General features: G+C 61.2%; 19 protein-coding genes and 1 pseudogene. 9 read left to right on the top strand and 11 right to left on the bottom strand.

All coding sequences use genetic code 11. The features are described 5' to 3' along the window. Nucleotides 1-32: 32 nt before the first annotated feature. The 5 genes and pseudogenes from CH289_RS04275 (at nt 33) to CH289_RS04255 (ending at nt 7709) form a co-directional block, all read left to right on the top strand. A complete protein-coding gene (locus CH289_RS04275) occupies nt 33-917 on the top strand; it encodes an SMP-30/gluconolactonase/LRE family protein (protein ID WP_306427510.1) in 885 nt (294 codons plus the stop codon). Next, a complete protein-coding gene (locus CH289_RS04270; protein ID WP_094727364.1) occupies nt 914-2572 on the top strand; it encodes an AMP-binding protein in 1659 nt (552 codons plus the stop codon). Before CH289_RS04275 ends, CH289_RS04270 begins: the two co-directional genes overlap by 4 nt. Before the next feature lie 43 nt (nt 2573-2615). Further along, nucleotides 2616-2821 (top strand): annotated as a pseudogene (locus CH289_RS28985) (MFS transporter); the annotation flags it as partial. Nucleotides 2822-3376: 555 nt separating this feature from the next. Next, on the top strand, nt 3377-4246 hold the full coding sequence (locus CH289_RS04260; RefSeq protein WP_094727363.1) for an NAD(P)-dependent oxidoreductase: 870 nt from the start codon (nt 3377-3379) through the stop codon (nt 4244-4246). Nucleotides 4247-4301: 55 nt separating this feature from the next. Then, nucleotides 4302-7709: a pyruvate carboxylase gene (locus CH289_RS04255; protein WP_094727362.1), complete on the top strand. Its 3408-nt coding sequence runs from the start codon at nt 4302-4304 to the stop codon at nt 7707-7709. Between the two features lie 74 nt (nt 7710-7783). Here CH289_RS04255 and CH289_RS04250 read toward each other — a convergent pair whose 3' ends face one another. From CH289_RS04250 to CH289_RS04240, 3 genes are read right to left on the bottom strand one after another with little or no spacing between them, the layout of a single operon-like run. Beyond that, entirely contained in the window at nt 7784-9949 is a 2166-nt protein-coding gene (locus tag CH289_RS04250) for a xanthine dehydrogenase family protein molybdopterin-binding subunit (protein ID WP_094727361.1), read from the bottom strand. Continuing rightward, the gene (locus CH289_RS04245) at nt 9946-10923 is read right to left on the bottom strand and encodes an FAD binding domain-containing protein (protein WP_094727360.1); all 978 of its coding nucleotides are present in this window, start codon (nt 10921-10923) and stop codon (nt 9946-9948) included. The genes CH289_RS04250 and CH289_RS04245 overlap by 4 nt, the downstream gene beginning before the upstream one ends. 3 nt (nt 10924-10926) lie before the next feature. Continuing rightward, nucleotides 10927-11562, bottom strand: a complete 636-nt coding sequence (locus CH289_RS04240) for a (2Fe-2S)-binding protein (protein ID WP_256977013.1) — start codon at nt 11560-11562, stop codon at nt 10927-10929. Between the two features lie 288 nt (nt 11563-11850). On the opposite strand from CH289_RS04240, the gene CH289_RS04235 reads away from it, so the two are divergent. Further along, entirely contained in the window at nt 11851-12972 is a 1122-nt protein-coding gene (locus CH289_RS04235) for an XdhC family protein (protein WP_094727359.1), read from the top strand. Nucleotides 12973-13028: 56 nt separating this feature from the next. Here the strand turns inward: CH289_RS04235 and CH289_RS04230 are convergent, their stop codons facing one another. The 4 genes from CH289_RS04230 to CH289_RS04215 all read right to left on the bottom strand — a co-directional run bounded on the left by CH289_RS04230 (nt 13029) and on the right by CH289_RS04215 (nt 17252). Further along, a complete protein-coding gene (locus CH289_RS04230) occupies nt 13029-13313 on the bottom strand; it encodes a hypothetical protein (protein WP_094727358.1) in 285 nt (94 codons plus the stop codon). Between the two features lie 17 nt (nt 13314-13330). Next, entirely contained in the window at nt 13331-14668 is a 1338-nt protein-coding gene (locus CH289_RS04225; RefSeq protein WP_094727357.1) for a TRAP transporter large permease subunit, read from the bottom strand. Beyond that, on the bottom strand, nt 14665-16128 hold the full coding sequence (locus tag CH289_RS04220; protein ID WP_094727356.1) for an MmgE/PrpD family protein: 1464 nt from the start codon (nt 16126-16128) through the stop codon (nt 14665-14667). Before CH289_RS04220 ends, CH289_RS04225 begins: the two co-directional genes overlap by 4 nt. A gap of 230 nt (nt 16129-16358) precedes the next feature. Further along, nucleotides 16359-17252: a LysR family transcriptional regulator gene (locus tag CH289_RS04215; protein ID WP_094727355.1), complete on the bottom strand. Its 894-nt coding sequence runs from the start codon at nt 17250-17252 to the stop codon at nt 16359-16361. A 173-nt stretch (nt 17253-17425) separates the two neighbouring features. Here CH289_RS04215 and CH289_RS04210 point away from each other — a divergent pair, with 173 nt between their 5' ends. Both CH289_RS04210 and CH289_RS04205 read left to right on the top strand, forming a co-directional pair. Beyond that, nucleotides 17426-18526 carry a tartrate dehydrogenase gene (locus CH289_RS04210; protein WP_256977012.1) on the top strand — a complete coding sequence of 367 codons (1101 nt, stop codon included), beginning with the start codon at nt 17426-17428 and terminating at the stop codon, nt 18524-18526. A 291-nt stretch (nt 18527-18817) separates the two neighbouring features. Then, the gene (locus CH289_RS04205; RefSeq protein ID WP_256977011.1) at nt 18818-20266 is read left to right on the top strand and encodes an aldehyde dehydrogenase family protein; all 1449 of its coding nucleotides are present in this window, start codon (nt 18818-18820) and stop codon (nt 20264-20266) included. An 84-nt stretch (nt 20267-20350) separates the two neighbouring features. Here CH289_RS04205 and CH289_RS04200 read toward each other — a convergent pair whose 3' ends face one another. Continuing rightward, the gene (locus tag CH289_RS04200; RefSeq protein WP_094727353.1) at nt 20351-21745 is read right to left on the bottom strand and encodes an MFS transporter; all 1395 of its coding nucleotides are present in this window, start codon (nt 21743-21745) and stop codon (nt 20351-20353) included. Next, nucleotides 21742-22200: a MarR family winged helix-turn-helix transcriptional regulator gene (locus CH289_RS04195; protein WP_094727352.1), complete on the bottom strand. Its 459-nt coding sequence runs from the start codon at nt 22198-22200 to the stop codon at nt 21742-21744. The genes CH289_RS04200 and CH289_RS04195 overlap by 4 nt, the downstream gene beginning before the upstream one ends. A 282-nt stretch (nt 22201-22482) precedes the next feature. Between CH289_RS04195 and CH289_RS04190 the strand changes: the two genes are divergently transcribed. After that, complete coding sequence (locus tag CH289_RS04190; RefSeq protein WP_179276719.1) at nt 22483-23259, top strand: IclR family transcriptional regulator; 777 nt, start codon at nt 22483-22485, stop codon at nt 23257-23259. Nucleotides 23260-23347: 88 nt separating this feature from the next. Here the strand turns inward: CH289_RS04190 and CH289_RS04185 are convergent, their stop codons facing one another. Continuing rightward, on the bottom strand, nt 23348-24115 hold the full coding sequence (locus CH289_RS04185) for an SDR family oxidoreductase (protein ID WP_218828444.1): 768 nt from the start codon (nt 24113-24115) through the stop codon (nt 23348-23350). Between the two features lie 53 nt (nt 24116-24168). Beyond that, complete coding sequence (locus CH289_RS04180) at nt 24169-25599, bottom strand: sugar porter family MFS transporter (RefSeq protein ID WP_256977008.1); 1431 nt, start codon at nt 25597-25599, stop codon at nt 24169-24171. Nucleotides 25600-25989: the final 390 nt, after the last annotated feature.

Genomic DNA, 25989 nt, shown 5'->3' with positions numbered 1-25989 from the left:
TTCGGACAGAAACCACCACTGAGGAGTCCACTGTGTCCGAAAAATTCGAGACCATCGTTCCCGGACTGACGTTCACAGAAGGGCCGCGCTGGCACGACGGCCGTATCTGGTTCTCCGATTTGTACACCCACAAGGTTCAGTCGGCACGCCAGGACGGCTCGGACCTGAGAGAGGAAGCGACGGTGCCTAATCAACCGTCGGGTCTCGGGTGGCTCCCCGACGGTCGTTTGCTGATCGTGTCGATGATGGACAAGACACTGCTCCGGCGGGAACCGGACGGGACCCTCGTCGTGCACGCGGATCTGTCCGATTATGTCGGCGGATTCCTCGGTGACATCATCGTCGACACTCAGGGGCGGGCGTACCTCGGCGATTTCGGTTTCGACCTCTATGCAGGCGAGGACATGCGATGCGGCTGCATTCACCGAGTCGATCCGGACGGGACAATCACTCGCGTTGCCGACGACCTGTGGTTCCCGAACGGCTGTGTGATCACCGACGACAACGTCATGCTCGTCAACGAGACGTTTGGCAATCGCATCACGGCGTTCGACTTGACCGACTCGGGAATGCTCGTCAACCGACGGGTGTGGGCGACCTTCGGGTCGCTACCCACGTCGCGGTCAGCGGACGACGCGATGAAGGAGTTGACGGTCTCCCCTGATGGGTCGTGCATAGATTCCGAGGGCGGTGTGTGGCTCGCCGACATCCGACAGGATCGGCTGCTTCGCCTGGTCGACGGTGAAATCGTCGAGAACGTCGACCCGGGCTCTTGTGTCTTCGCGTGCGCACTGGGTGGCGAGGACGGTCGCACCCTGTTCTTCTGTGCGACACCGGATTTCGATGTCGAGGCCCGAAAGTCGGCACGCGACAGCAGCATCGTCACGATGCGAGTCGGCGTCCCGGCAGCACGATGAACACTGTGACCAGAGGGTTGCCCGACGGTTCGGTCGTCACGCACGAGGAAGCGCTCCGCCGGTTGGACGAGGGGGAGTGGCGGCCGGAGTCGTTGTGGGCTTTCCTCGATGACGCGGTCGCCCGCCATCCCGACAGGGTGGCGGCGGTCAGCGTCGACCACACAGGGCGAACCGTCGGCGAGTCGACATATACCGAGCTGGACACGATGAGCCGACGGATCGCAGCCGGTCTGCAGGCCAACGGTGTGAAACCACGCGACGTGGTGACCGTGATGATGACGAACTCGGCGGAGTTCCTTGGCGTCGTCTACGGCGTGCTGAGGGCGGGAGCGACGTATTCGGGCCTTCCGATCACATATGGCTCGCACGAAGTGGAGTCGATGACCGGTGCGACCGGAACGAAGATGCTTGTCGTCTCTCGTTTCCACGGGACCACCGACGTCGTGACCACTGCCCTGTCGGAGAAGATCCGTCAGAACGACGATCTGACGATCGTGGTCGTCGGGGAGCCGGTCGAGGGGACCGTGTCGCTCGACGCGCTTCTGGGGGAAGCGGAGGCATTCGTCGAGGTGCCGGCAGATCCCCTCGGCGTTGCTCAGCTCGCTTTCACTTCCGGGACGACGAGCGAACCCAAGGCCGTGATGAACCTGCACGCCACCCTCGATGTCGTGGTTCGTGGGTGGGCTGTTCACGTTGGTCCCGAGTCGCTTGGTCGGCCGTTCAGAAATCTCGTCATGTCACCGGTAGGGCACTCGACTGGGTTCTTCTGGGGAGCGCTGTTCACTGTTCACCTCGCCGGAACCGCTGTCTTCATGGAGAAGTGGAGTCCCGAGGTCGGCGCTCGCGTCATCGAATCGCAGCGCATCACCACCATGGTGGGCTCTCCGACGTTCCTGATCGACCTGTTGCGTACGTCCGAGCTTCGTCGCGAGAACGCTCCTGATCTCGCCCTGATCGCGGTGGCGGGCGCACCCATCCCACGCCCGCTGATGCGCGAGGCGGAAGAGGCGCTCGGATGCTCCGTGATCCCCGCGTGGGGAATGACCGAGTTCGGTATCGCCGTGTCCGGCAAGCCGGGTCTCGAAGATATCAATAGCACAACCGACGGTATACCGCTCGCGAGTGCTGAGGTCGTCGTTCGTACCGCCGAAGGCGACGACGCGGTCGACGGTGAGATGGGCGATCTCTGGCTGCGCGGTACGGGCATGTTCGTCGGCTATCACAATCGTCCCGAGGCGACCGGGGAGGCGTTCGACGACGGCGGTTGGTTCGCCACCGGTGACACGGCGGTCCACCACTCGGACGGTTCGGTGACGATCACGGGCCGGACCAAGGACATCATCATTCGCGGCGGCGAGAATATTCCGGTCGGATCCGTGGAGAGCCAGATCTTCCGCCATCCGACCGTGACCGATGTGGCTGTGGTCGGGTACGCCGACGACAGGCTGGGCGAGCGCGCGTGCGCCTTCGTCCGGTGTCGACCTGGCACCACAGTGACGGTGGAATCGTTGCGGGACTTCTTGATCGAGTCCGGCTTGGCCAAGCGTTACTGCCCAGAACGGGTGATCGTGGTCGACGACTTGCCGAAGACCATGAGCGGAAAGATTCGTAAGGTCGAGTTGCGCGAGTGTCTCGCAAGCAACCAGTGGAACTGAGGTACACCGTGTCCAGACACCTTCCAGGAATGACGTCTTAGGGGTGGGCATCGCCAGCTTGATGGGCACCACCATCGAGTACTACGACTTCGTCATCTACGGAACCGCTGCCGCGCTGTGTTCGGCACGGCGTTCTTCCCCAATTCCGATCCGGTGACAGGCACGCTGTTTTCGCTCGCGACCTTCGGCGTCGCATTCGTGGCTCGGCCACTGGGTGGAGTCGTCTTCGGTCACTTCGGGGATCGGGTGCTCGTCATCCTCAGGTTGATCATTCGGTCGCGTCTGCAGGAGAGCCCCGAGTTCGAGGCCCTGCTCGAGTTTCATGTCGTCTCGCCGGCCCCCGCGCTGGCCGTTCTTAGTCGACACAAGATGGCTGTTCTTTTGATAGCGGTTGCAGCCGTGGGCAACTCGGTGACCTCCTACTCTGCGACCGTCTTCGGGCTGTCGTACGGCTCCAACCATGGTTTCACCCGAAAAGAGTTGCTCGTGATCATCATTGCGGCGGCCGAGTGGGTGATCGCGGTCAGTATCTTCTTCGGTGCGCTGAGCAACCGCGTCGGTCGGAAGCAGATCTTCATCACTGGCAATCTGGCAATCGCGGTGACCGCGTTCGGATGGATGCGGCCTCCGACATGGAAAACCGGGCCGTCGTTCTCGTTGCTTACCTGGTCATGTTGAACGGCTGCTCGATGACGTGGGGAACCATCGGCGCGATCACGTCGCGAGGAACGCTTAACTGCATTGACAACCAGAACAAAGAATAGCAATATCTAAATTGTCAGACCTACGAAAGAGAGCGGACTCTTGTCGCAGATTATTGGATTCGTCGGCATCGGAGCGATGGGGTCGGCCATCGCGTCTCGACTCGTTGCCACGAGCACGCTGTTGGTCAACGACTTGAACCCCGCCCTCGCAATCCCCCTCGAGGAACGAGGAGCGAGGTTCGCACCACTCGACGAGATCGCTGCATGCGACGTCGTGTTCCTGTCTCTTCCCGGCCCCGACAACGTACTGAAGCTTTTGCTCGGCGACGGCGGCCTCGCCGAGAAGATGGGTCCGGGTTCACTCGTCATCGACACCACGAGCAGCACGCCCATCGTCGACGAGGGGCTCGTCCGTGACCTCGCCGTAAAGTCGATCTCGTACATCGACGCACCGATCGCCGGCGGGGTTCGACGCGCCTACGACGGTCTGGCCACCCTCATGGTCGGCGCAACCGACGAGGATTTCGCCCGCGCCGAGCCGCTGCTGAACACAATCACCTCCAATGTGTTTCACCTGGGGCCGGTAGGTGCCGGACACGCCGCGAAACTGGTCAACAACCTTCTGAACCACTGCAACCGGTTCGCGACGATCGAAATGATCACTCTTGCAGAGCGATACGGAATCGCCCCTGGCGTCATGATCGACGTCCTCAACGTATCGTCCGGGCGCAGCTACGTCACCGATTACACGTATCCCGAGATCGTCTTCCCCAACTTGAAGCAGGGCTTCACGCTCGAATTGATGCGTAAGGACGCGCATCTCGCCGGGGCTTTGGCAGACCACGTCGGGCAGAAACTGCGAGTCGGATCGTTGATCGCCGACATGATGGACGAGGCAGTCGAACGACTCGGGGGCTCCGCCGATCAGACCGACCTCATGCAGAAGTGGTACCCACCTGTGACCGACTGAAGTTCTGCACGACTCAACAGTCCGATTCCAGTTCGTCGAGGGGTTTGCTGTCCGCATGTTTTCCAAGGTATTGGTCGCCAACCGTGGCGAGATCGCAATTCGAGCATTCCGTGCTGCCTACGAGCTCGGAGCGGGCACCGTTGCGGTGTTCCCGTTCGAGGACCGAAATTCGGTGCACCGCACCAAAGCAGACGAGGCGTACGAGATCGGTGAGCCGGGCCACCCGGTTCGCAACTACCTCTCGGTGGACAAGATCGTCGATGCCGCGGTCCGCGCCGGCGCAGATGCGATCTACCCGGGCTACGGATTCTTGTCGGAGAATCCCGATCTGGCGTCCGCGTGCGCAGAAGCGGGAATCACCTTCGTCGGCCCGTCTGCCGATGTGTTGGAGCTGACGGGGAACAAGGCTCGTGCCATAGCAGCGGCGAAGGCCGCGGGTCTGCCCGTGCTCTCGTCGTCGGAACCGTCTTCGGACGTCGACGAGTTGATGGCGGCAGCCGAGACCATGACCTTTCCGGTGTTCGTCAAAGCGGTCGCGGGCGGTGGCGGCCGCGGCATGCGTCGGGTGGCAGAGATCGCAGGTCTGCGCGAAGCGATCGAAGCTGCTGCGCGCGAGGCGGAGTCGGCGTTCGGTGATGCGACGGTATTCCTCGAGCAAGCAGTGATCGAGCCCCGGCACATCGAAGTACAGATCCTCGCAGACACCTATGGCAACGTCATTCATCTCTTCGAGCGAGACTGCTCGGTGCAGCGTCGCCACCAGAAGGTGGTCGAGATTGCACCGGCCCCCAACATCACCGACGCCTTGCGGTCTCGGTTGTGCGGGGACGCAGTCGCCTTTGCGAAGAAGATCGGTTACTCGTGCGCTGGGACCGTGGAGTTCTTGGTCGATCGCGACGGACACCATGTGTTCATCGAGATGAATCCGCGTATTCAGGTCGAGCACACGGTCACCGAGGAGATCACCGATATCGATCTGGTGCAGTCGCAGTTGCGGATCGCGTCGGGTGAGTCGTTGGCGGATCTGGGGCTTCGGCAGCAGGACATCACGATTCGTGGGGCGGCGTTGCAATGCCGTATCACCACGGAGGATCCGGCGAACGAGTTCCGCCCCGATACCGGGCGGATCACCGCGTACCGGACGCCTGGTGGGGCCGGTGTGCGTCTGGACGGTGGCACCACCACCGGTGCGGAGGTCTCCGCCTATTTCGATTCGATGCTGGTCAAACTTACCTGCCGTGGCCGCACCTTCGATGACGCGGTCGCCCGCGCGCGGCGGGGAATCGCCGAGTTTCGCATTCGTGGCGTGGCCACGAACATCCCGTTCCTACAGAGCGTTCTGGCAGATCCCGACTTCCGAGCCGGACACATCACGACCTCGTTCATCGAGGAGCGGCCCGGTCTGCTGACGTCGTTCGCCTCCGGTGACAGAGGCACAAAGATTCTCAGCTACCTCGCGGACATCACGGTGAACATGCCGCACGGCCGTCGCCCGACCGTGGTCTACGCGAGAGACAAATTGCCGGGACTGGACATGACGGTTCCCCCGCAGGACGGTAGTCGTCAACGTCTCCAAAAACTGGGTCCGGAAGGCTTCGCCCGCGCACTACGTGAGCAGAAAGCGCTTGCGTTGACCGACACGACGTTCCGAGATGCGCATCAGTCGTTATTGGCGACGCGTGTACGTACAACTGGTTTGATGGCCGTAGCACCCTACGTGGCGAGAGCGACACCGGAGCTGCTCTCGATCGAAGCGTGGGGCGGCGCGACATACGATGTGGCGCTGCGGTTCCTGCACGAAGATCCGTGGGAGCGGCTGGCTTCCCTGCGCGAGGCTGTGCCCAACATCTGTCTCCAGATGTTGCTGCGAGGTCGCAACACCGTGGGGTACACCCCGTATCCGCAGAAGGTGACGTCCGCGTTCGTGGCGGAGGCCGCGCAGACCGGCGTCGACATCTTCCGTATCTTCGACGCGCTCAACAACGTCGACCAGATGCGACCAGCCATCGACGCCGTACACGAAACTGGCACTGCCGTAGCGGAAGTGGCGCTGAGCTACACCGGTGACCTGTCGAACCCCGGAGAGGACCTCTACACCCTCGACTACTATCTGAAGCTTGCCGAGCAGATCGTCGACGCCGGCGCGCACGTGTTGGCGATCAAGGACATGGCGGGTCTGTTGCGGGCACCGGCGGCGACCACTTTGGTGAGCGCGCTGCGCAAGAACTTCGACCTTCCGGTGCACATGCACACTCACGACACACCCGGTGGGCAGCTTGCGACGTACCTCGCTGCGTGGACGGCCGGGGCGGACGCTGTCGATGGTGCGTCCTCTCCGATGGCGGGCACGACGTCTCAGCCGGCGTTGTCGGCCATCGTGGCGGCTGCGGCGAACACCGAACGCGATACCGGTTTGAGGCTGCAGAGCGTGTGCGATCTGGAGCCGTACTGGGAAGCTCTGCGAAAGGTGTACGCGCCGTTCGAGTCCGGGCTGCCCTCGCCGACAGGGCGGGTGTACCGGCACGAAATTCCTGGCGGTCAGCTGTCGAACCTGCGCCAGCAAGCCATCGCGCTCGGACTCGGAGATCGATTCGAGCTGGTGGAGCGGGCCTACGCCGACGCGGATCGGCTGCTGGGGCGACTGATCAAGGTGACACCGAGTTCGAAAGTGGTCGGCGATCTCGCACTGCACCTGGTAGGTGCGCAGGTGAGCGTCGATGACTTCGCAATGGACCCCGGAAAGTACGACATACCCGATTCGGTGATCGGGTTCCTGCGCGGCGACCTCGGGACACCGGCCGGTGGATGGCCGGAGCCGTTCCGAGAACGGGCGCTCGCCGGACGAACCGGGGCACGCCCTGACGCACCCCTGACACTCGACGACGAGACAGCACTCGACACAGCCGGACCGGTCCGTCGAGAAGCGTTGAACCGGTTGTTGTTCCCCGGCCCCGCCAAGGAACTTGCTGAACACCGCGAAAAGTACGGCGACACCTCGTCGTTGTCGGCGAACCAGTTCTTCTACGGTCTACGACAGGGTGAGGAGCACCGGGTGAAGCTCGAGAAGGGGGTGGAGCTTCTGATCGGGCTCGAGGCCATTTCGGAGCCCGACGACGCCGGAATGCGGACGGTGATGTGCATCCTCAACGGGCAGTTGCGCCCGGTTTCGGTGCGCGACCGGTCGATTGCGGCGGACGCCCCGGCGTCGGAAAAAGCGGATCGAGACGATCCGTCTCACGTGGCGGTACCGTTCGCTGGAGTCGTCACGATGGTTGCGGCGGAGGGGGATGCGGTGTCGGCGGGGGACACGTTGGCCACCATCGAGGCCATGAAGATGGAAGCCGCAATCACCGCACCACGCGGCGGCCGTATCACCCGCCTCGCAATCACCGGTGCCGCGCAGGTCGAAGGTGGAGACCTCATCGCCGTCATCAGTGTCGGGGATACGACCGATCCGTCCTAGGCGGGATAGACCGAGACCGAGAACAGGTACGGCCGTTAGCACACGCGGTCGGCCGCACCTGCTTCATGTTGTGGTCAGAGCATGCTCTCGACGGTGATGGGAAGATCGTTCACCCTGCGACCCGTCGCGTTGTACACAGCGTTGGCAATCGCTGCGGGAACTCCCACCATGACCACTTCACCCAGACCTTTGACGCCGATCGGATCTGCAATATCGTCGCGGGCGTCGAGATACGCAGCGTCCAGAACGGGGACGTCCGCATTCACCGGTACGAGGTAGTCGGAAAGATTCGCGTTGACCAGACGTCCGTCGCGGTAGTCGACTTCTGCGGACTCGAGCAGAGCCATGCCGATGCCCTGTGTCATTCCGCCGAGGGCTTGGCTGTGCGCCATCCTGGGGTTGATGATTCGGCCAGCGTCGTAGACGGCGTATATTCGCCGCACCCGCACGGTACCTAGCAGCTCGTCCACGGCTACCTCGGCAAACACGGCTCCGTATGCGTGCATGGAGAACCGGGCACTTACGTCTTCGGGAGTGTAGGTCTCGGACGCTTCGATGCTCGGTTCGCCGCGGCGCCGCAACATGTCCCGATAGGTCTCTGCTCGGCCAGAGTCGCCACGTACCTGCATCTGCCCGTCGACAATGTCGATCTCGTCCGGCCGCGCCCCGTTCAGGGGGGATGCGGGATCGAGTACGGCGGTTCTGATGATGCGATCACGCAACATGTTCGCAGTGATCTCGATGCTCGAACCGATGCTGGCCATTCCTTGTGACCCGTACTGAGTTGCGGCCTGAGGATAGTTGCTGTCGCCGAGGGAGAATGTGACCCTGTCGAGTGGCAAACCCAGCGCGTCGGCAGCCAGCTGAGTCATCGCAGTGTAGGTACCTGGCCCGATATCACTTGCGGCGGCGAAGATCTCGGCTCTGCCTTCGGAGTTGATCCGAGCCATCGCCGAGGACGGTGAGCGAAGCGTATGGTAAAGCGCCGAAGCTGTACCCATGCCGATGAGCTGGTCGCCGTCACGTACGGTGCCGGGGGTCGGGTTGCGTCGAGACCATCCGAACGCGTCGGCACCTCGGCGGAAGCACTCGGTAAGTCTGCGCGTGGAGAACGGGGTGCCGTTGGTCTGGTCGACGGTAGGCTCGTTCCTGAACCGAATCTCTATCGGATCAAGCCGAAGCTGCTCTGCAACCTCGTCGATGGCGCACTCGAGGGCGAACGCACCGGTGACGGCTCCCGGTCCTCGCATGTATGTCGACTCGCTGGTATCGAGGGGAACGACGGTGGCGGCCGACCGGTATGCCGGCGACGTGTACATCAGTCTCGTCCCCTCCGTTGGGGAGTCCTCGTAGCCTCCGTAACGGGACACCTCGACTTCACTCTCGTGCACGGTTGCGAGAAATCTCCCATCACGATCGGCACCGAGAGCCAGGCGCTGACGGCTCGTAGGGCGGTAGCCGATCGCGGCGTACATCTGGGGTCGCGTCAGTGACAGCTTCACTGGACGACGCAGCTGACGCGCGACCTCCGCCGCGAGAAACTGATGCGGCCAGGTTTCACCGGCGCTACCGAATGCGCCACCCACGAAGGGGGATATGACGCGGATGTTCTCGGCCGGAATTCCGAGTGCGCCACTGTATGCGGCCCTGCTGTAGTGGATTCCTTGCACCTTGTCCCACACCGTCAGGCGGTCGCCGTCCCACGACGCGATCGTCGCGGGGATCTCCATCGGGTTGTGATAGTTGCGGGCAATAGAATATTCGCGGTCGACGACGACAGGTGCGTTTCGGAGTGCTGCGTCGGCGTCTCCGCGGGAGTATGCGGGGCCCATTCGGCTGGGTTCGCGACCCACTTCAGCCGCGTCATCGAGATTGGTGCTCTGGGGTTCTTCGTCGTACTGAACGGACACCAGTGCCGCACCGTGCGTCGCTGCCTCGAGGGTGTTCGCGACGACCACCGCCAACGGTTGTCCGAAGAAGTTGACCCGAGAGATGTCGTAGGGGAGTTCGATACCCGGGAAGTCGGTGATCACACTGACGACGTCAGAATGACCGCTGGCCGCATCGGTGTTCATCGACGCCACGGTTGCCCGCGAAATCGTACTGCACACCAGGACTGCGTGCAGATGGTCCGGTACCGGGTTGTCTGCAGCATAGAGCGCAGCTCCGGTAACCTTCAGACGACCGTCGACGCGGGTGAGGGGTTGACCGGACAGTCTCGCACTCAGTGGGGTCGTCACAACAGGGCCGCCACTCTGGCGAGCTGACGTCGGACGGTGCGTTGGAGCAGTATCACCTTGAATCCGTTCTCGGAGAGGGGTTGCGCGCCTGCTGCCGCAGCATCCGCCGCGGTGTTCCACAACTCGGGGCTCGGCCTCTGTCCAACGAGTCGTTCCTCGACGCCGGTCAGGCGCCACGGCACCGTGCCTACTCCGCCGGCAGCGACTCTGGCCGAACGGACGGTACCGTCGCTGATGTCGAGCGCGACAGCAGCCGAACACAGCGCGAACTCGTAGGACGAGCGGTCACGCACCTTCAGGTACCCGGATCGCCTGGTGTCAGGACGGACCGGGATCTCTACGGCGGTGATGAGTGCTCCGGGGGCGAGGTTGTTCTCGCGGTCAGGAGTGTCTGCGGGCAATCTGAAGAAGTCGGCGATCGGGATCGTACGCTCTCCGTCTCGATCTCGGGTGACGATCGTGGCGTCGAGCGCGGTCAGCGCGACGGCAAGATCGGACGGGTGGGTTGCCACGCACTCCGTGCTGGTTCCGAAGATCGCCAATGTGCGATTGCGCCCATCGATTGCGGCGCAACCGGATCCGGGCTCACGCCGGTTGCAATTGGCATTGACGTCGCGAAAGTACAGGCATCGTGGCCGCTGGAGCAGATTTCCGCCGATAGAGGCCATGTTGCGCAGCTGCGCCGAGGCACTGAGATCCAACGCTTGGGTGATCATCGGAAACTGTTCCTGCACTTGTTCATTGGCCGCAACTTCCGACATTCGAGCGAGGGCACCGATGCGCAGGCGGTTCGAGTCGAGTTCGATGTCGCGGTAGGGTAGCGCGTTGATATCGACGACTCGGGTGGGCCGCTCGACGGTCTGACGCATCAGGTCGACGAGGGTGGTCCCTCCGGCAAGATAACGGGCGCCGCCGTCGGCTGCGTCCAGCGCTGCTGCCTCATCGGCAGCCGTGCCGTACTGAAAAGGAAACATGATTTACGCACCTCCCTGTTCTGCCACGCGGGAGATGGCGGTAACGATGTTGGTGTACGCACCGCATCGGCAGATGTTGCCGCTCATCGATTCTCGAATCTCTTCGGGAGAGCCGGCGTGACCTTCACGGATACAGCCGATTCCCGAGAGAATCTGGCCGGAGGTGCAGAAACCGCACTGGAAGCCGTCTTCGTCGATGAATGCTTGCTGTAGCGGATGCAATTGGCCATTGGTTTCGAGGCCTTCGATGGTTGTGATGTCGGATCCGTTCGCTTGAACGGCAAGCGTCAGGCAGGACAACACCCGCTGACCGTCCGACAGGACGGTGCAGGCACCGCACGCGCCCTGGTCGCAGCCCTTCTTCGTTCCGGTCAACTCCGTGTGCTCTCGCAACATGTCGAGCAGGGAAGTGCGATTGTCAACGGCAAGTTCACGTTCGGCACCGTTCACCGTCAAGCGCACCGACGATGTTTCGGACGGGGTGACCGGGGCGGCCTCGTCAGTGGAGCAGCCGTTCAACAAGGACGTGGCCGCGATCGCTCCACCGGCTGCAACCGAGGTGCCGACGAAGGTGCGGCGCGTTATGGTGCGTCGAAGATGGGTTGGGATGGGCGAATCGACGTCGTGCTGTGGGGCCACTGCAGTCTCCTTGGCACTCTTCGAATGTGAAAACACGAATGTGAGCACCATGATTACCAGCGTCCCGCAGAACTGGACAGGCACTGGCGAGGCGTGCACTGGCAGGGAACCTCAATGTGAGCCGGATTAGTGAGGCGACCGTCCAGTGCGGCGTAGTCTCGATCAGGCGTTGCATCACGCCCGGTCGATGTACCCCAACATGTGGTGCCCGCTGGTCGGTCGTATTACATCGCGCGCGGTCTCGAATGTCGAGGCCTTCAACTCGCCGCACTCCGGGAGGGCCCGTAGATGTACGAATTGCTCGACGACATCAGCACGCTTATCGTGAACTCGCCAGTCGCGTTGGCACGGGTAGTGGCCACGTCCGGGGCGGGACCTCGCGCAGTCGGAGCCAGTATGCTCGTGACCGGGGATGGGGAACCATTGGGTTCGTTGTCGGCAGGCTGCGTCGAATCAGTTGTAATTCATACGGCGCTTGAGGTCATCAAAACCGGAATATCCGCGCGCGAGCTGTTCGGCTACTCCGATCCTGACGCAATCGAGGTCGGACTACCGTGCGGTGGAGAGGTCGAGGTATTCATAGAGCGAATCGACCTCTCGGACAAACAATTGATCGATCGGTTGATCGTGGCTCGGAATCAGGATCGACGGTTCGTGCTGGTCACGGTGCTTAACGACGAGCCGCGGCGTTTCGTATTGGGCGACCAGCAGTCGTCCGAAGACAACGGGCGAGCGAGCGAATTCCCGGCGGGCGAGCTCGCTGTGCACATAACGGGATCGACCGGCATTGTCGTCAGAGCGGACGACGGTGCCCGAGCATTCGTCCACACCTTTCGGCCTCCGCCGCGGATGATCTTGGCCGGCGCGAACGATTTCGTTCGGGCATTGGGTGCATTTGCCACGTTGCTCGGGTACCGGGTGACCGTCGTCGACGCCAGGCCTGTGTTCGCAACCGCCGAACGTTTTCCGAATGTGCGCGAGGTAGTGGTCGACTGGCCGCACCGATATTTGAAAGCCGAATACGCTGCAGGCAAGCTTGACGCTCGCACGGTGGTCTGTGTGATGACCCACGACAGCAAATTCGATGTCCCGATGTTGATGGCCGCACTGGAGCTGGATGAGCTTGCCTTCGTGGGTGCGCTCGGTTCACGGCGGACGCACTCGGAGCGACTCGAAAAACTACGGGCTACTGGACTTTCCGAGCACGTGCTCGCGCGTGTGAACTCACCCCTCGGACTCGATCTCGATGCACGGTCCCCCGAGGAGACCGCCATCTCGATCTTGGCACAGCTGGTAGCTGACCGAAGCGGAGCCTCGGGACAGCGGCTGCGCCAGTTGGACGGTCCCATTCATCGACAGCACGGAGTTGTTGGAGTCGACACGCGCGCGTCGATGAATGCGGTTGTCTAGCAAGAAAATTTTTGCATTCGTCCGTGGGTGCCCGACCTCTGGTCGTTAGGGCTCGTTCATTGCGTTGCGGACGATGCTCCATCCGGTGCCGCGTCACGAATGCTGGAGTCGGCCGTAGAGTCTTCCTCGGGGTCGTCGAGATACGACATGACGAATGCAAGCAACCCGGCTACTCCCGCGCTGCCGAATACGTAAGGGCTCATCAAGGCAAAAGTCTGAGTAACGAATTCCCCTTTGCCGAGGATCAGTCCGGCCGCCTGGCAGAGAACGATCACCAGCCCCCCGACCAGAAAAACGACTGTGCTGAGGCGGAAAAGGGTCGAGACGACTATGCGGAACATGAAGGTGTCCTATCCATTCAGACGGGGAGAATGCCGAGCGCGATCAGCACACCGATAGCGAGAATTGGAATGCAGTAGTACTTGAGCAGCGGCACAAAGATCTTCGACGGATCGATTCTTGCTATTCCTGCGGCGATGTAGATCGGCGCGCCGGACGGTGGTGAAGCTCCCTCGGTGGATGCAAAGACCAGCACCGCGGCAGCCGCGATCGGTGCAGGAACCCCGGCCCCGGCCAATGCTGCGACCGCCACCGGTCCGACGGTTGCCACGGTGGCCGACGCCGTCAAGGGGATTGCGATGACCACTATGATGATGCCGACCAGGATTGCCATCAACCATTTCGGTGCGGCCAATGACTCGAGCATCGAGGTCAACTGCTCGGGCAGGCGCAGCTGGCCAAGGACGGCGGACGCGGAGAACGCAGCGACGAGCGTCGTGCCGATGATTCCGAACTGAGGTGCCGATTCGCCGAGTATTTTCCACCAGCCTTTGCCGTCTCTTGGCAGGTGTCGACGTCCGAGAACGAGGACGAGCAAGATCATCAGCACGGGGATCCAGGTGATGATGCTTATCGCTCTCGACATCACCAAGTCGGTGTATCGACCGAGTGCGTTCGCGATCGGCCCCTGGGTGAGGAACAAGGGGACGAGCAGCGGAATCAGTAGAAGGCCCGAGGTCCACCCAGCACGAAGACTGCGTCGGGTAGGAATTCGGTCCTCGACCGCGATCGGCTGCAGGCCGTTCCTGCGAATCAGATAGAAATTGAGCGCAAGTCGGTAGACGAGACACCACACGCCAGCGATGGCGAGAGGGACGATGATTTCGTCCGCGTCCATCATGCCACTCACAGTGGCCGATCCGACCAAGATGAACATCGTGGCACTGAATGGAAACGTCAAGCCCATACCTGCTGAACCGGCTACGACGGTGGCGGACAATTCTCCGCTGACGCCGGAACGCTTCATCCAAGGAACAGTCACCGATCCCACGACTGCGGCCATGGATGCGCCGACATGGGCAACAGCACCGAAAATCGCGCCAGCCAGCGTCGTGGTGTAAATCGGCCCTCCCTTCATTCGCCCGAGGAATGAGTTGAGAATATCGATGAGCCGATCGAGCACCGGTGTCTTCGCCAGAATGAAACTCATGAAAATGAACGCCAGAGCAGCGAAGGTAATTTCGGCCTGAATCGCGCCGACGAAGCCGCTCGCCATATATCGCGGCGCATCTCGGCCGGCGAATGCGCCGACTACGACGAAGCCGACAAGCATCGCCTCGCCGATGTTTCTTTTGAGTACTGCATTCCACGTTACGATCGTGCCGATGAATGCCACGAGCGCCCAGATAGCGATCACAATCGCGCCTCGGATTTCGTCGAAGTCGACTGCGACGATGTCCCGTACTTCAGTGAAGAACTCTCGCCCGCAGCAGGACTGAGAATTTCCATTATGACCGATGCGTCGTCGAGCGACTCCAAGTTCTTGATCAAGTTCACGACCTTGTCAAGACTGTCGTCTGAATGCTTGATAACGGCGACTGCGGCACAATCGATGAACTTTTCGGCCAGGTCGCTCCAAGAGAGCGGCGCATCATTGTTTCCTGGTACCCCGGTGCCGGGCTTCTCGTATCGCCGACCGTCCTGAGTGACGATCTCGACTCGTCCCGGAGGTAACTCGAGAGTCCAGTCCAGAGACGCATCACTTATCGGCACTATTTTCTGAGCAACGGCCAAAACAGATGTGTCTTTCAATGATTCGCTGCTGAAGTGCGAGATCTTTACGGTTCCATGAACTGCGCCGACAGCGACGAGAAACGGTAGACTGAACTTTGCGTCGACCAACGTCGTCGGGGTTCGGCGTGCTTCGAGCGGACGGCACATGAGATCGTGGTAATCGCCGACGAATACGCGAATCTCGATGAGGTCGTCCGCAGTCAAATCATTTTCTTTCAGTAGCTCGATGGTCGCGTGAATGTGGCTGTGAGCGGTACCGACGGCCGGCCACTTCTTGTAGAGAGTTCCGCTACCTCGGTAATCGTTTCCAAGGCCCTCGAGGATTTTCTCGCGGTCGTATACGCCGCCGAAGTATGTTTTCAGGAAGCCATATTCGCCCTCGAACAGGGTGTCGACGCCCGTGGTGCCTTTCTCGGCCAATAGAACGGCTGTTACTGCCCCGCGGGCGGAAAAACCAGCGTACATACCCCGCAGGTCGCTTCCGGTTCCAGCCACTACCTCCATGACACCGCTCGATTGCATGCTTGCGATGCCGAGTGCGTGGGCGAGCTGACTGGCGGAAAGGCCAAGTACGCGGCCCGCTGCCGCGGTGGCGGCAAACACCCCCACCACTGTCGACAGGTTCCAGTCCTTACGCCAACCGACGTTGCACCGAAGCCGGGCGAACAGGTCTTGACCCGTCGCGACCGCCGCGATGAGGTCCTGGCCGGTTACGCAGCCCTTGCGCTCTGCGACGGCGAAAACGGCGGGGATGATCGAACTGGAAGCATGTTGACCCCAGGGAGTCTGATCGTCGTAGTCGAGGCAGTGCGCCAAGGCACCGTTGGCGAATGCTGCAGCGATGGCCGGTAGCTTGCCTCCGAAAGCCATGAGGGACGCCTCAGGGGTACCACCACCCTCTCGGGCCAGGTCGATAGCTGCGCGTACCGCCGGCTCGACGCCACTGGCGGCGAGGATTACCCCGAGAGTGTCCAAGACGCTCTTCTTGGCGGCGTCGATTGCTTCCTGCGAGAGCATCTCGAACGTCGTGTTGGCCGCGGCGTAGGCCAAATGATGGACCAGATCGTCGGTTTCGGTCGGCATGTAGGAACCCCTATCGCGATTACCTCGAATAACAGTGACCGGTCCTGGAGGCACGTTGTCGCCGGGGTCACAGTTCGAGTAGGTCTATTAAGGGGTTGCACTGTGCGAATGTCCAATACGAATCATCAATCGCGGTTATTGATTCTGCCGATGTTCGGGTGCGGGATGAATATCGAGAACGGCTACGGTGGTTGCGAATCACTCTGGTGCAGCGAAGGCCTTGGCAATCATCATTTAGGTACTTCGACGGCGTATTTTCGGGCTTCGTCCATGAGAACTCGTGCCGGCGGAGTCACGTGTGTCTGTCGGCACACGGCAGCGACGTGTAGGTAGGACTCCGGGACGATACGGCGAACTCGAGCACCTGCCTGCGTGGCAGAGGTTGCCCACGCGGAGGGTGTGACCGCATGTCCGAAGCCACTGAGCACCATGGGAAGAATGGACGTCCGGTGTGCGACCTCGGCGGCAATGGTGACGGGGATCCCGCTGGCAAGAATGTCGTCCACCAGCGATCGCATCAGGGACCCTTGTTGAGAAGCGATCAACCTGAGCCCGGACAGCTCTGATCGCTCGATCTCGGGGCGGTCGGGTAGATCGGCGTTGGGGCTCGACAGAAGGAGTAGAGGTTGCCTCTCTAGGGTCACCACGTGCAGGTCCGGTGCCTGAACGGGCTGGGGTGAACCCAGAATGCCGATCTCGCTGACACCGGTGCGAACTGCTCGGAGGACCTCCTCAGGTGTGAATGCGGCTTGGGCGTTCACGGTTACTGCAGGGAACAGCCGGCCGAAAGCGGTGAGGATAGTTGTGAGTGGCTCAATCCCTGGTGATGGCATCGTGATCAAGTCGATGCGTCCACCTCGGAGTCCTTTCAGTGCGTGTACAGCTGCTTCTGCGTCGTCTAGATCGCGTAGAACTACGCGAGCCGGACCTACCAGAGCTTCGCCCGCGGCACTTAGAACGAGTCGTCGACCGATGCGATGAAACAACGGGACTCCCAGTTCGCGTTCCAGTCCGGCGATGGCCTGAGAGAGAGTGGGCTGGGCGATGAGCAACACGTCGGACGCTCGGTTGATACTTCCTTCGTCGACGATCGCTAGAAAGTACTTCAGCTTTCGGACGTCCACTCGAACCTGCCTCCTTGTTGTGCGGGTCGTGAGTTCGATGCAGTCTAGCTGCGGTCGAACCCTTCCTATTGGTCGAGCCTATGAGGGGCATCGGAACTTGGTATTGGACGGGGGCAGCTTGCGCAGTCTTAATTAGTGGACCAAGCGTGATCTGTCTGACATCGGAGGTAGTTGTGGGGTCGCAATCGACCACGTATCGGATCGCATCGATCCCTGCCGACGGTGTCGGCGCAGAGGTGGTGGACGCGGGCAGGCGAGTACTTGACGTCGTGGCGGGACACTCCGGCGGTGCGTTCGCCTTCGAATGGAACGAGTTTCCTTGGGGTAGCGAATATTACGCGAAGACAGGAAAAATGATGGCAGACGACGGGCTCGAGATACTGAGAGCCTACGACGCCATCTACTTCGGTGCCGTGGGGTGGGAGAACGTCCCGGACCACGTCAGTCTGTGGGGTCTGCGTCTGAACATCACACAGAACTTCGATCAGTGGGCGAATGTGCGACCGGTGAAGTTTCTGCCCGGAGTGCAATCCCCGCTACGCAAGGCCGACGACACAGAACTCGACTGGGTCGTCGTCAGAGAAAACAGTGAGGGCGAATACGCAGGCCTCGGTGGACGCAACCTTGGTGGACGCGGACTCGGTAACGAGGTGGCACTGCAGACGTCTTTGTTCACCGACAAGGGTTGCGAGCGGATCATGCGTTTCGCGTTCGATCTGGCGCGCACTCGTACTGTCGCAAAAGTCTCCTCGGTCACGAAGTCCAACGCCCAGCAGTACGGCATGGTGCTGTGGGACGAGGTCTTCCGTCGAGTGGCAGCGGACTATCCCGACGTTGCCACGGAGAGCGTTCTGGTCGATGCGATGAGCGCGAAATTCATTCTCCACCCTGAAGAACTGTCCGTCGTTGTCGCGTCGAACCTCAACGCTGACATTCTCTCCGACCTCGGGTCTGCACTCGCTGGCAGCCTCGGCATCGCAGCGAGTGCCAACCTCAACCCCGAACGCCGTTATCCGAGCATGTTCGAACCCGTCCACGGATCAGCCCCCGACATCGCAGGCAAAGGCATCAGCAACCCCATCGGTGCGATCGCCAGCGCAGCCCTCATGCTCGATCACTTCGGACGCCACGCCGAGGCGAGGCAGGTCGAAGCCGCCATCGAAGCCACCACCGCTGGGGGAGTTCTTACCCGAGACATCGGTGGCACAGCAAGCACCAAGGCCGTCACCGATGCCATCGTGAGCGCGCTACGGACTGCGCTCACCCCAGTATGACCCGGTGTATCAGACCCCGGTCGGCTCGATAGGACTCTTGTCGAGCCGACTGGTTCCAAACCAAGTTCCACCCGAGCGTCCGCGTACATCCGCCGGAGGGGCTCCGAGATGTGAAATTCTTGTACGCGAATCAGTTTCGGCCCATGTATGCAGAGTCTGCGTCCGAAATACAGAACCGTCAATTTGGTTGAGGCTCCGCCGACCGACGCGGTGTCGTCGGAGATTTTCGAGAGGATGCAAGTGAGTACGGATCTCCAGAATTTTGTACTTTTGGATAATGCACAGAGTTTCTTGGCACGAGAGGTGCACCACCCCTTCGTTGACGGGCGCATTGTACCGGTTGATTCCGGAGAGACTCTGACAACCGTCAATCCGTCGACGGGCGAGATACTCGCCCGGATCGGAGCAGGCGGCGAGTCGGACATCGACCGGGCGGTGGTCGCGGCTCGCCGCGCCTTCCACGGTCAGTGGAGCACCTGGTCGCCCTACGAACGTCAAGCTCTGTTGACGCGTGTTGCGCACATGATGGACGACCGTTTCGACGAACTGATTCAGATCGAGGCGCTGGACATGGGTGCCCCGGTCACGAGGTTGCGCAACTCCAAGGCAGCCTTGATGAAGATGTTGTCGTTCTTTTCGACGCAAGCGGGAAACATCTCCGGTAGTACCTTGATGAACGGCATCCCTGGCGACATCGCCACCATGACGTTGAAAGCTCCAGTTGGTGTCATCGGGGGGATCATCCCGTGGAACGGTCCGTTGGGTGGTCAGTTCTGGATCATCGGCGCGGTGCTGGCCAGTGGGTGTACCACCGTCCTCAAGCCATCCGAGGACGCGTCGCTATCCGTTCTGAGAACAGCAGAAATACTGCACGAGGCGGGCGTTCCCGCCGGCGTAGTCAACGTGGTCACTGGCTTGGGCAAAGATGCAGGCAACGCGCTGGCCAGTCATCCTGACGTCGACCGAATTGCGTTCACAGGATCGACGCAGACCGGCCGCAACATCATCAAGGCGTCGACCGTAAACATCAAAGGCCTGCAGCTCGAACTCGGTGGAAAATCCGCTGACATCGTCTGCTCCGATGCAGATTTGGACAAGGCGGTACCAGGTGCCGCCATGGGTGTGTTTGCCAACTCCGGTCAGATTTGTTTCGCCGGAACGCGTGTGTTGGTTCAGCGGTCCATCGTCGATCAGTTCACCGAACGACTCCTGCAGTACATGGACGAGATCCGAGTCGGACACAGCCTCGACGACGCGGCCACCCTGGGCCCGATCATCTCGCAGCCTCAGTTGGACAAGGTCATGGCCTACACCGACATCGGTCGTGAGGAAGGAGCAGAACTGCTCCGTGGCGGCGAGCGATTGGGCGGCGATCTCGGCAGCGGCTACTTCATGGCACCGACCGTGTTCGGCGGTGTGTCGAACGATATGCGTATCGCGCGCGAGGAGATCTTCGGACCGGTGCTCTCCATTCTCCCGTTCGACGACGTGGACGAGGCCATTCATATTGCCAACGACAGCGACTACGGGCTCGGCGGTGCAGTGTGGTCGCGGGGTCTGTCGACCGCCATGAAAGTGGTTCGTGGGGTGCACACGGGCACGATGTGGGTGAACTGCTACGGCTACATCGATCCCATGGTCGGTTTCGGCGGCACCAAGTTGAGCGGATACGGAGCCAAAGGCAACGTTGCCCACATGGACAACTACCTCTACACCAAGTGCGTTTACATGGAGCTGTGACGACTCGCTGACCGCACAAGCGGGCCCTTCCGTCGATTGTGTTGCGTAACTCCGTAATCAACGGAAAGGGCCCGCTTTTTGTGCTCAACCTCGTGACGTCGCCGCTCGACGGTAGGCGAGCAACCCCGCGAGTACGACTGCGGCGCAGACCATGATGAACACACCTGTACGGTGCAGGCCGTCGTCGTCGACAACCGGACCTGCAGTGATCTGGAGTACGACCACCGCAAGATTTGCTCCGACGAAGGCGATGGTCCGGTACATCCCGATAGCGGTGCCGACATCGTCGACCGAGGTCGTCGCATTGATGAGGCTCTGGTTGCCGATGTTATGGAAGCCGTTGGGAATTCCGAGTACCGCGGCGACCAGAAGGAGTACGTAGATCGGGGCGGTGCTGGACTCGACGGTGGCGATCAGAGTGCCACCGACGAGCATCATCACCGTGCCGGCGAGAAGGGTGCGTCGCGCGCCGAACCGGCCGTACACGCGGGCTCCGAGCACCGTGGACAGGACGGTGACTCCGGCGACCGGCAGCATGGTCAGGCCGGTCTCGATGGGTGTCATTCCCCGAGACGCCTGCAGCCATTGTGGAATACCGAAAAACACACAGTAGAAGCACGTGTACGTGATCAGCGCACCGCCCAGGGTCGCGGCCAGCGCACGGTTCTGGGCGAGTGTGCGTACGTCGAAGAACGGTTGCATCGTGCGACGTTCCCATACGACGAACAGCACGAACGCGACCGAGGATACGGGGAGTATCCACCATCGGGCTGTGTCTGCGATCGACGCCAGAAACACCATCAACGACGCCACTGCGGTAACGAAGAACGCGATCCCTATTCCGTCCATGGCTCCGAGTGCCTCTCGCACGGACACTGTCGAACGACCCTCGTCTCCGACGTCGACCGATAGCACTGCGATCGCGCTGATGACCACGACGGGAAGGTTCACCCAGAGGATCGACTGCCAGCCGAACGTTCCTACCAGAAGCCCCCCGACTGTCGGGCCGAGCGCAGCAACAGACTGCCCGCACATCACGATGGTGGTGAGCGCGGTGCGGGTTTGCTGCCCGTGCAGTTCTCCGTAAGCACGCACCATGGTCATTGCGTTGGGCATATGCGCCGAAATACCCACTCCGAGAACGACGTACGATGCGATCAACGTCCCGATGTTCGGTGCGAAGGCACCACAGACGGAACCCAACGCCACGAAAACCAAACCTGCCAAAAACACGCGACGAGCGCCGAGCATCGATCCCAAGCGACCCGCCATCGGCGCGCAGACTGCCGTTGTGATGTACATAGCCGAGATGACCCACGAGACATTGGCGCTCGGGCCGAACTGGGCTGCAATTCCGACGATGGCCACAGCGATCATGGACGAGTTGAGCGGTTGAAGCACGGTTCCGGTGGCGGCCGCTCCTCGGACGCTGAAGGGAACCGATGTTCGCGTCAGCCCTGTTTCGGTACTCCGCGTCATTCGCGCACCGCCCGATCGTCGACGCCGTCGCTGACGACAGGCGCGCTCGACAGGCGGCGCAGCAGGGCTCCGGCGGCGAAGAGTACGTCGCGTTCCACGGCACTGCAATGCGTGTCGAGTGCGGTCGCCAACCACTCGTCGCGCTTGCGACGATCGGCTCCGAGCTTGGCCTTACCCTCGCGGGTGATCGAGATGATTTGCGCGCGACCGTCATAGGGGTCTTGAATGCGTGTCACCAGTCCGCGCTCTTCCAGGAGTGTGACCGTCCTGGCCACCGTCTGCGGTGTCACCCGCTCCACTTTGGCCAGTTCACGGGCGCTCATTGCACCGATGCGGTCGAGATTCCCAAGGGTCTGAAGCTGGGTGGGTGTCAGTAGGTGGCCGGCGACGTTCGTTCGAATTGCTCGGTTGAACAGCACGATGTCTTCTCGAAGTACATCGACCCGATCGTCCACGCGATCCTCCTCTTTAGTAGACAGCATTGCTTACAAATATACGCCTTATAGTGCATTTTTGGAGCTACCCTGTCGGAAAAGTAGGCAGCATCACTGGCTAAACCTTTGTTGACCGCTCGACCGTGCGGCGTTACACGCCATGACGGTCCAAGCACTAGGATGAGCGGTACGCGGCGAACGACGGAAGAAACGGGTCGGACTCGAACGATGGCACAGTCTCATGCATCGAATGACGTCGATGAGGTGGCGGAAAGCCCGGACACGGCTGGCAGTCTGGAGAAGATGCTCCACATCCTGCAATTGTTCAGTGAAGCCCAGCCCATGTGGTCCACTGCCGAGATTCTCGGGTACCTCGATACTTCTCGTTCGACGGGATATCGGTACATCAAGACGTTGAACGATGCCGGGTTGATCGCCGCTGTGCGAAACGGGCAGTACGCTCTCGGCCCCCGCATCATCGAGATGGATCGCCAGATTCGTGAGACCGATCCTCTTCTGCTGGCCAGCCGTGGTGTGCTCGAGGATCTCGTCGACAACATCGGCCACTCGGCGTTGTTGTGTCGACCATTTGGTGACTCGGTCCTCTGTGTCGGTGAGTACCGAGCTCCGCTCAGTCCGGCCAACCGTTTTTCTCGCGGCGAACGGCGTCCGTTGTTTCAAGGAGCGGTGTCGAAAATAATATTGGCCTACCTTCCGCATCACCGCCTGAAGGCGTTGTACCCGCGTCAACGTGAGCAAATTCAGCAGGCGGGTCTGGGTGACTCGTGGACCGCCTTCCGTGCGACTTTGGGTGCATTCAAGAAAGACGGTTTCGTTGTCACAGTGGGGGAGTTCAACCCTGGGGTCTGCGGCGTTGCGGCACCCGTTCTCACTGGGCAGAAAACGGCGCTGGGTAGTGTGGGGGTGGCGTGGGATGTGAACGAGCGGCGCGACGTCGACGTGCGGCGGGCGGTGGCGGCCGTGAAGCTCGCAGCGTCGAAGATCTCGGACGGGGTAGCCGATATACAAAGTCGAGCCGACGCCGCAGACGGGGCGGGGCCGGTCCCGACCTCCCTGTGATCGAAGCTTTCGAGAACACAACGGAAATCGCCGCCAGACTATGTGCTCTCACATAGTCTGACGGCGATTCGTGATACTGGGAGGTCGATCAGATTCCTACGGTCTGGCCTCCGTCGATCACCATTGCATGACCGGTCGCGAAGCTTCCGAGGTCTGACGAGAGCCACAGAACCGCAGACGCGATCTCGGCGGCGGTTCCCATCCGTCCCACGGGTTCCTGGCCGATCACACGAGCCCTGCCTTCAGGAGTGCCGCCCGAGAACCTGTCCATCATGGGCGTCTCGATGATGCCAGGACAGACCGCGTTGACCCGAATTCCCTGGTCAGCGTAGTCGAGCGCGGCGGACTTGGTCAGTCCGATCAATCCGTGCTTGGCAGCGACGTATGCGGCCTGCCCTCGAATTCCGATGACACCTGCTCCCGACGACGTGTTGACGATGGATCCACCACCGTTTTTGAGCATCGCTGGAATCTGGTACTTCATGCAGAGAAAAGCGCTTCGCAGATCGATGTCGATCAGCCGTGTCCACTCGTCTTCCTCGATGTCGACCAGTGGTGCGGCCGGCTGTTCGATGCCTGCGTTGTTGAATGCGACGTCGAGCCGTCCGAATTCGGCGACGGTCCGCTCGATGGCGCTACGAATGTCGGCGGAGGACGACACGTCGCAGTGCACGGCTATCGTTCGGCCGCCGTGTTCGGCTGCAAGCCTGGCGCTTTCGTCATTTCCGGCGGCATCTATGTCGGCCAGAACCACGTCCGCGCCCTCGCTCGCAAAGGCCAAGGCGGTTGCGCGGCCGATTCCGCTGCCGGATCCCGTCACGAATACGGCTTTTCCGGCAAATCTGCGTTCAGTCATTTTGGGCATTCGCCTTCTGTTAGGTGAGTGAGAAAGGTCGGCTCTGCGTCAGGTTACGAACTGGACGCGGTGCCGCGGGCTCGCATCTCGACTTCCACTTCTTCGAGGGTGCGCCCCTTGGTCTCGGGAATGAACCGAAACGCGAACAGTGCGGCGAGCACGTTCAGCACCATGAATCCGCCGAACACCACCACTGACCCGAACCGCTCCGCGAGGATCGGGAAGAGGAACGAAATGAGTGAGTTCGCAATCCAGAGCCCGCCCAGAGAGGCACCCATGGCAAACCCACGGATAGGCAGGGGGAACAGTTCGGACAGCACCAGGAAGCCCGTCGTTCCGAGGAAGGTCACCATGAAGCCCGTGACCGACAGCATGAACAGCAGGATCAGGTACGAACGTACGGTGGATTCGGGCATCATGTACGTGACCAGGAGACCGAAGTGTGACACCGCGACACCGACGAAACCGAACATCATCATCTTGCGTCGTCCCATAAGGCCGAGGATCCACATTCCGATGATAGTGAAGATGATCATCGCAAGGCCTACCGTGACGGACGCGAGCAGCGCGGCGGATCTGGTCAGGCCGGACGTTTCCAGGACTGTTGGTGCGTAGTACATGACCACGTTGATTCCTGTGGTCTGCTGAGCAACCGCTAGAATGATGCCGACGATAATCAGGCGCTTCATCCACGGTTCGTTGCTGAGTACGGCGAGGACGGACACTTTGCCCTTGATTTGATCGTCTTCCACGATTGAAGAGATCTGCTCGTACTCGGCTTCGACCCGGTCTGCCGAATGGGCACGTCGGAGCACATTCTTTGCTTCGTCCCATCTCTGCTTGCTTGCATACCAACGAGGGGTGTCGGGTAGCGCGAGCATGCCGAAGAACAGGGCGACGGCAGGGATAGCGGCAATGCCGATCATGTAGCGCCACACAACTGAGCTGTCGACCAGGTTTGCCAGTAGCGCGTTGAGTACGAAGGCCAAGAATAGTCCGACGGTGATCATCAACTGATTCATCGTGACGATGCGGCCTCGCTGCGACGCCGGTGCCATCTCGGCGAGATAAAGCGGGACGACCACGGATGCGACTCCGACGGCATAACCCAGGGCAATTCGTCCTGCGACCAGAATTGCGACCGTCGGAGCGAGAGCACAGACGATTGTGCTGACAATGAAGATGAAGCCAGCGATGACCAATGATTTTCTGCGTCCCAAGCGGTCTGCGATCGGACCGCCCAAGAGTGCACCTGCTGTCGCGCCGGGAAACAGCAGCGAGGTGACGACCAGCCCTTCGCTGACGGCGCTAAGATTGAAGTCGTCGCGTAGATACACCAATGCACCTGCGATCACGCCAGTGTCGAGGCCGAACAGCAACCCGCCGATACTGGCGATCAGCGTCAGTCGGAACAGAAACGTTCTGGGGTCTTCGCGACTACCTTGAGCGGTCGTGACCCGCGTGGAGTCCAACTTGTCGGACACAGAAATTCTCCTTCGTAATGAATGGGCTGTGCCGCGGAAGTTCGCATTCATCGGTCGATGTCCGGTCTTGCGGTCGGTCTTCGGCAACAGTGTGGGTGCAGCCGTGATTGTCACGGCAGCGACACGTTCTACTGTGAAACGCGGGCACCGGGGCGGGCGGCAGTGGCCGCGCTGCCTGATGGTCTACGCGTCGTTGGAGGGCTGACACTTGCTGGCGTTACGCAAGTGACGGCACTCACATCATTGAAGATATCCTGCCATGTGGGAAATAGTCAACAGTCTGGTGGGATCTGTCCAGCAATATCGCCGTGCGGGTGGTGAAGGAGCAAGATCTCGGGTGCCGGGTACCGACCCTGGATTCGATTGCTTCGGTCACGTTGATGGACAAAA

The sequence above is a fragment of the Rhodococcus sp. RS1C4 genome (assembly GCF_002258225.1).
Taxonomy (GTDB): Bacteria; Actinomycetota; Actinomycetes; order Mycobacteriales; family Mycobacteriaceae; genus Rhodococcoides; species Rhodococcoides fascians_E.
Note: the sequence above shows the minus strand (reverse complement) of the source record. Positions and strands in the feature narration are given on the sequence as shown.

What these genes read in the sequence shown, in the direction of transcription:
- CH289_RS04270 (WP_094727364.1), top strand. Translation starts at nt 914, where the DNA reads ATGAACACTGTGACCAGAGGGTTGCCCGACGGTTCGGTCGTCACGCAC.
- CH289_RS04255 (WP_094727362.1), top strand. Translation starts at nt 4,302, where the DNA reads ATGTTTTCCAAGGTATTGGTCGCCAACCGTGGCGAGATCGCAATTCGA.
- CH289_RS04245 (WP_094727360.1), bottom strand. Translation starts at nt 10,923, where the DNA reads ATGTTTCCTTTTCAGTACGGCACGGCTGCCGATGAGGCAGCAGCGCTG.
- CH289_RS04235 (WP_094727359.1), top strand. Translation starts at nt 11,851, where the DNA reads ATGTACGAATTGCTCGACGACATCAGCACGCTTATCGTGAACTCGCCA.
- CH289_RS04230 (WP_094727358.1), bottom strand. Translation starts at nt 13,313, where the DNA reads ATGTTCCGCATAGTCGTCTCGACCCTTTTCCGCCTCAGCACAGTCGTT.
- CH289_RS04220 (WP_094727356.1), bottom strand. Translation starts at nt 16,128, where the DNA reads ATGCCGACCGAAACCGACGATCTGGTCCATCATTTGGCCTACGCCGCG.
- CH289_RS04200 (WP_094727353.1), bottom strand. Translation starts at nt 21,745, where the DNA reads ATGACGCGGAGTACCGAAACAGGGCTGACGCGAACATCGGTTCCCTTC.
- CH289_RS04190 (WP_179276719.1), top strand. Translation starts at nt 22,483, where the DNA reads ATGCTCCACATCCTGCAATTGTTCAGTGAAGCCCAGCCCATGTGGTCC.
- CH289_RS04185 (WP_218828444.1), bottom strand. Translation starts at nt 24,115, where the DNA reads ATGACTGAACGCAGATTTGCCGGAAAAGCCGTATTCGTGACGGGATCC.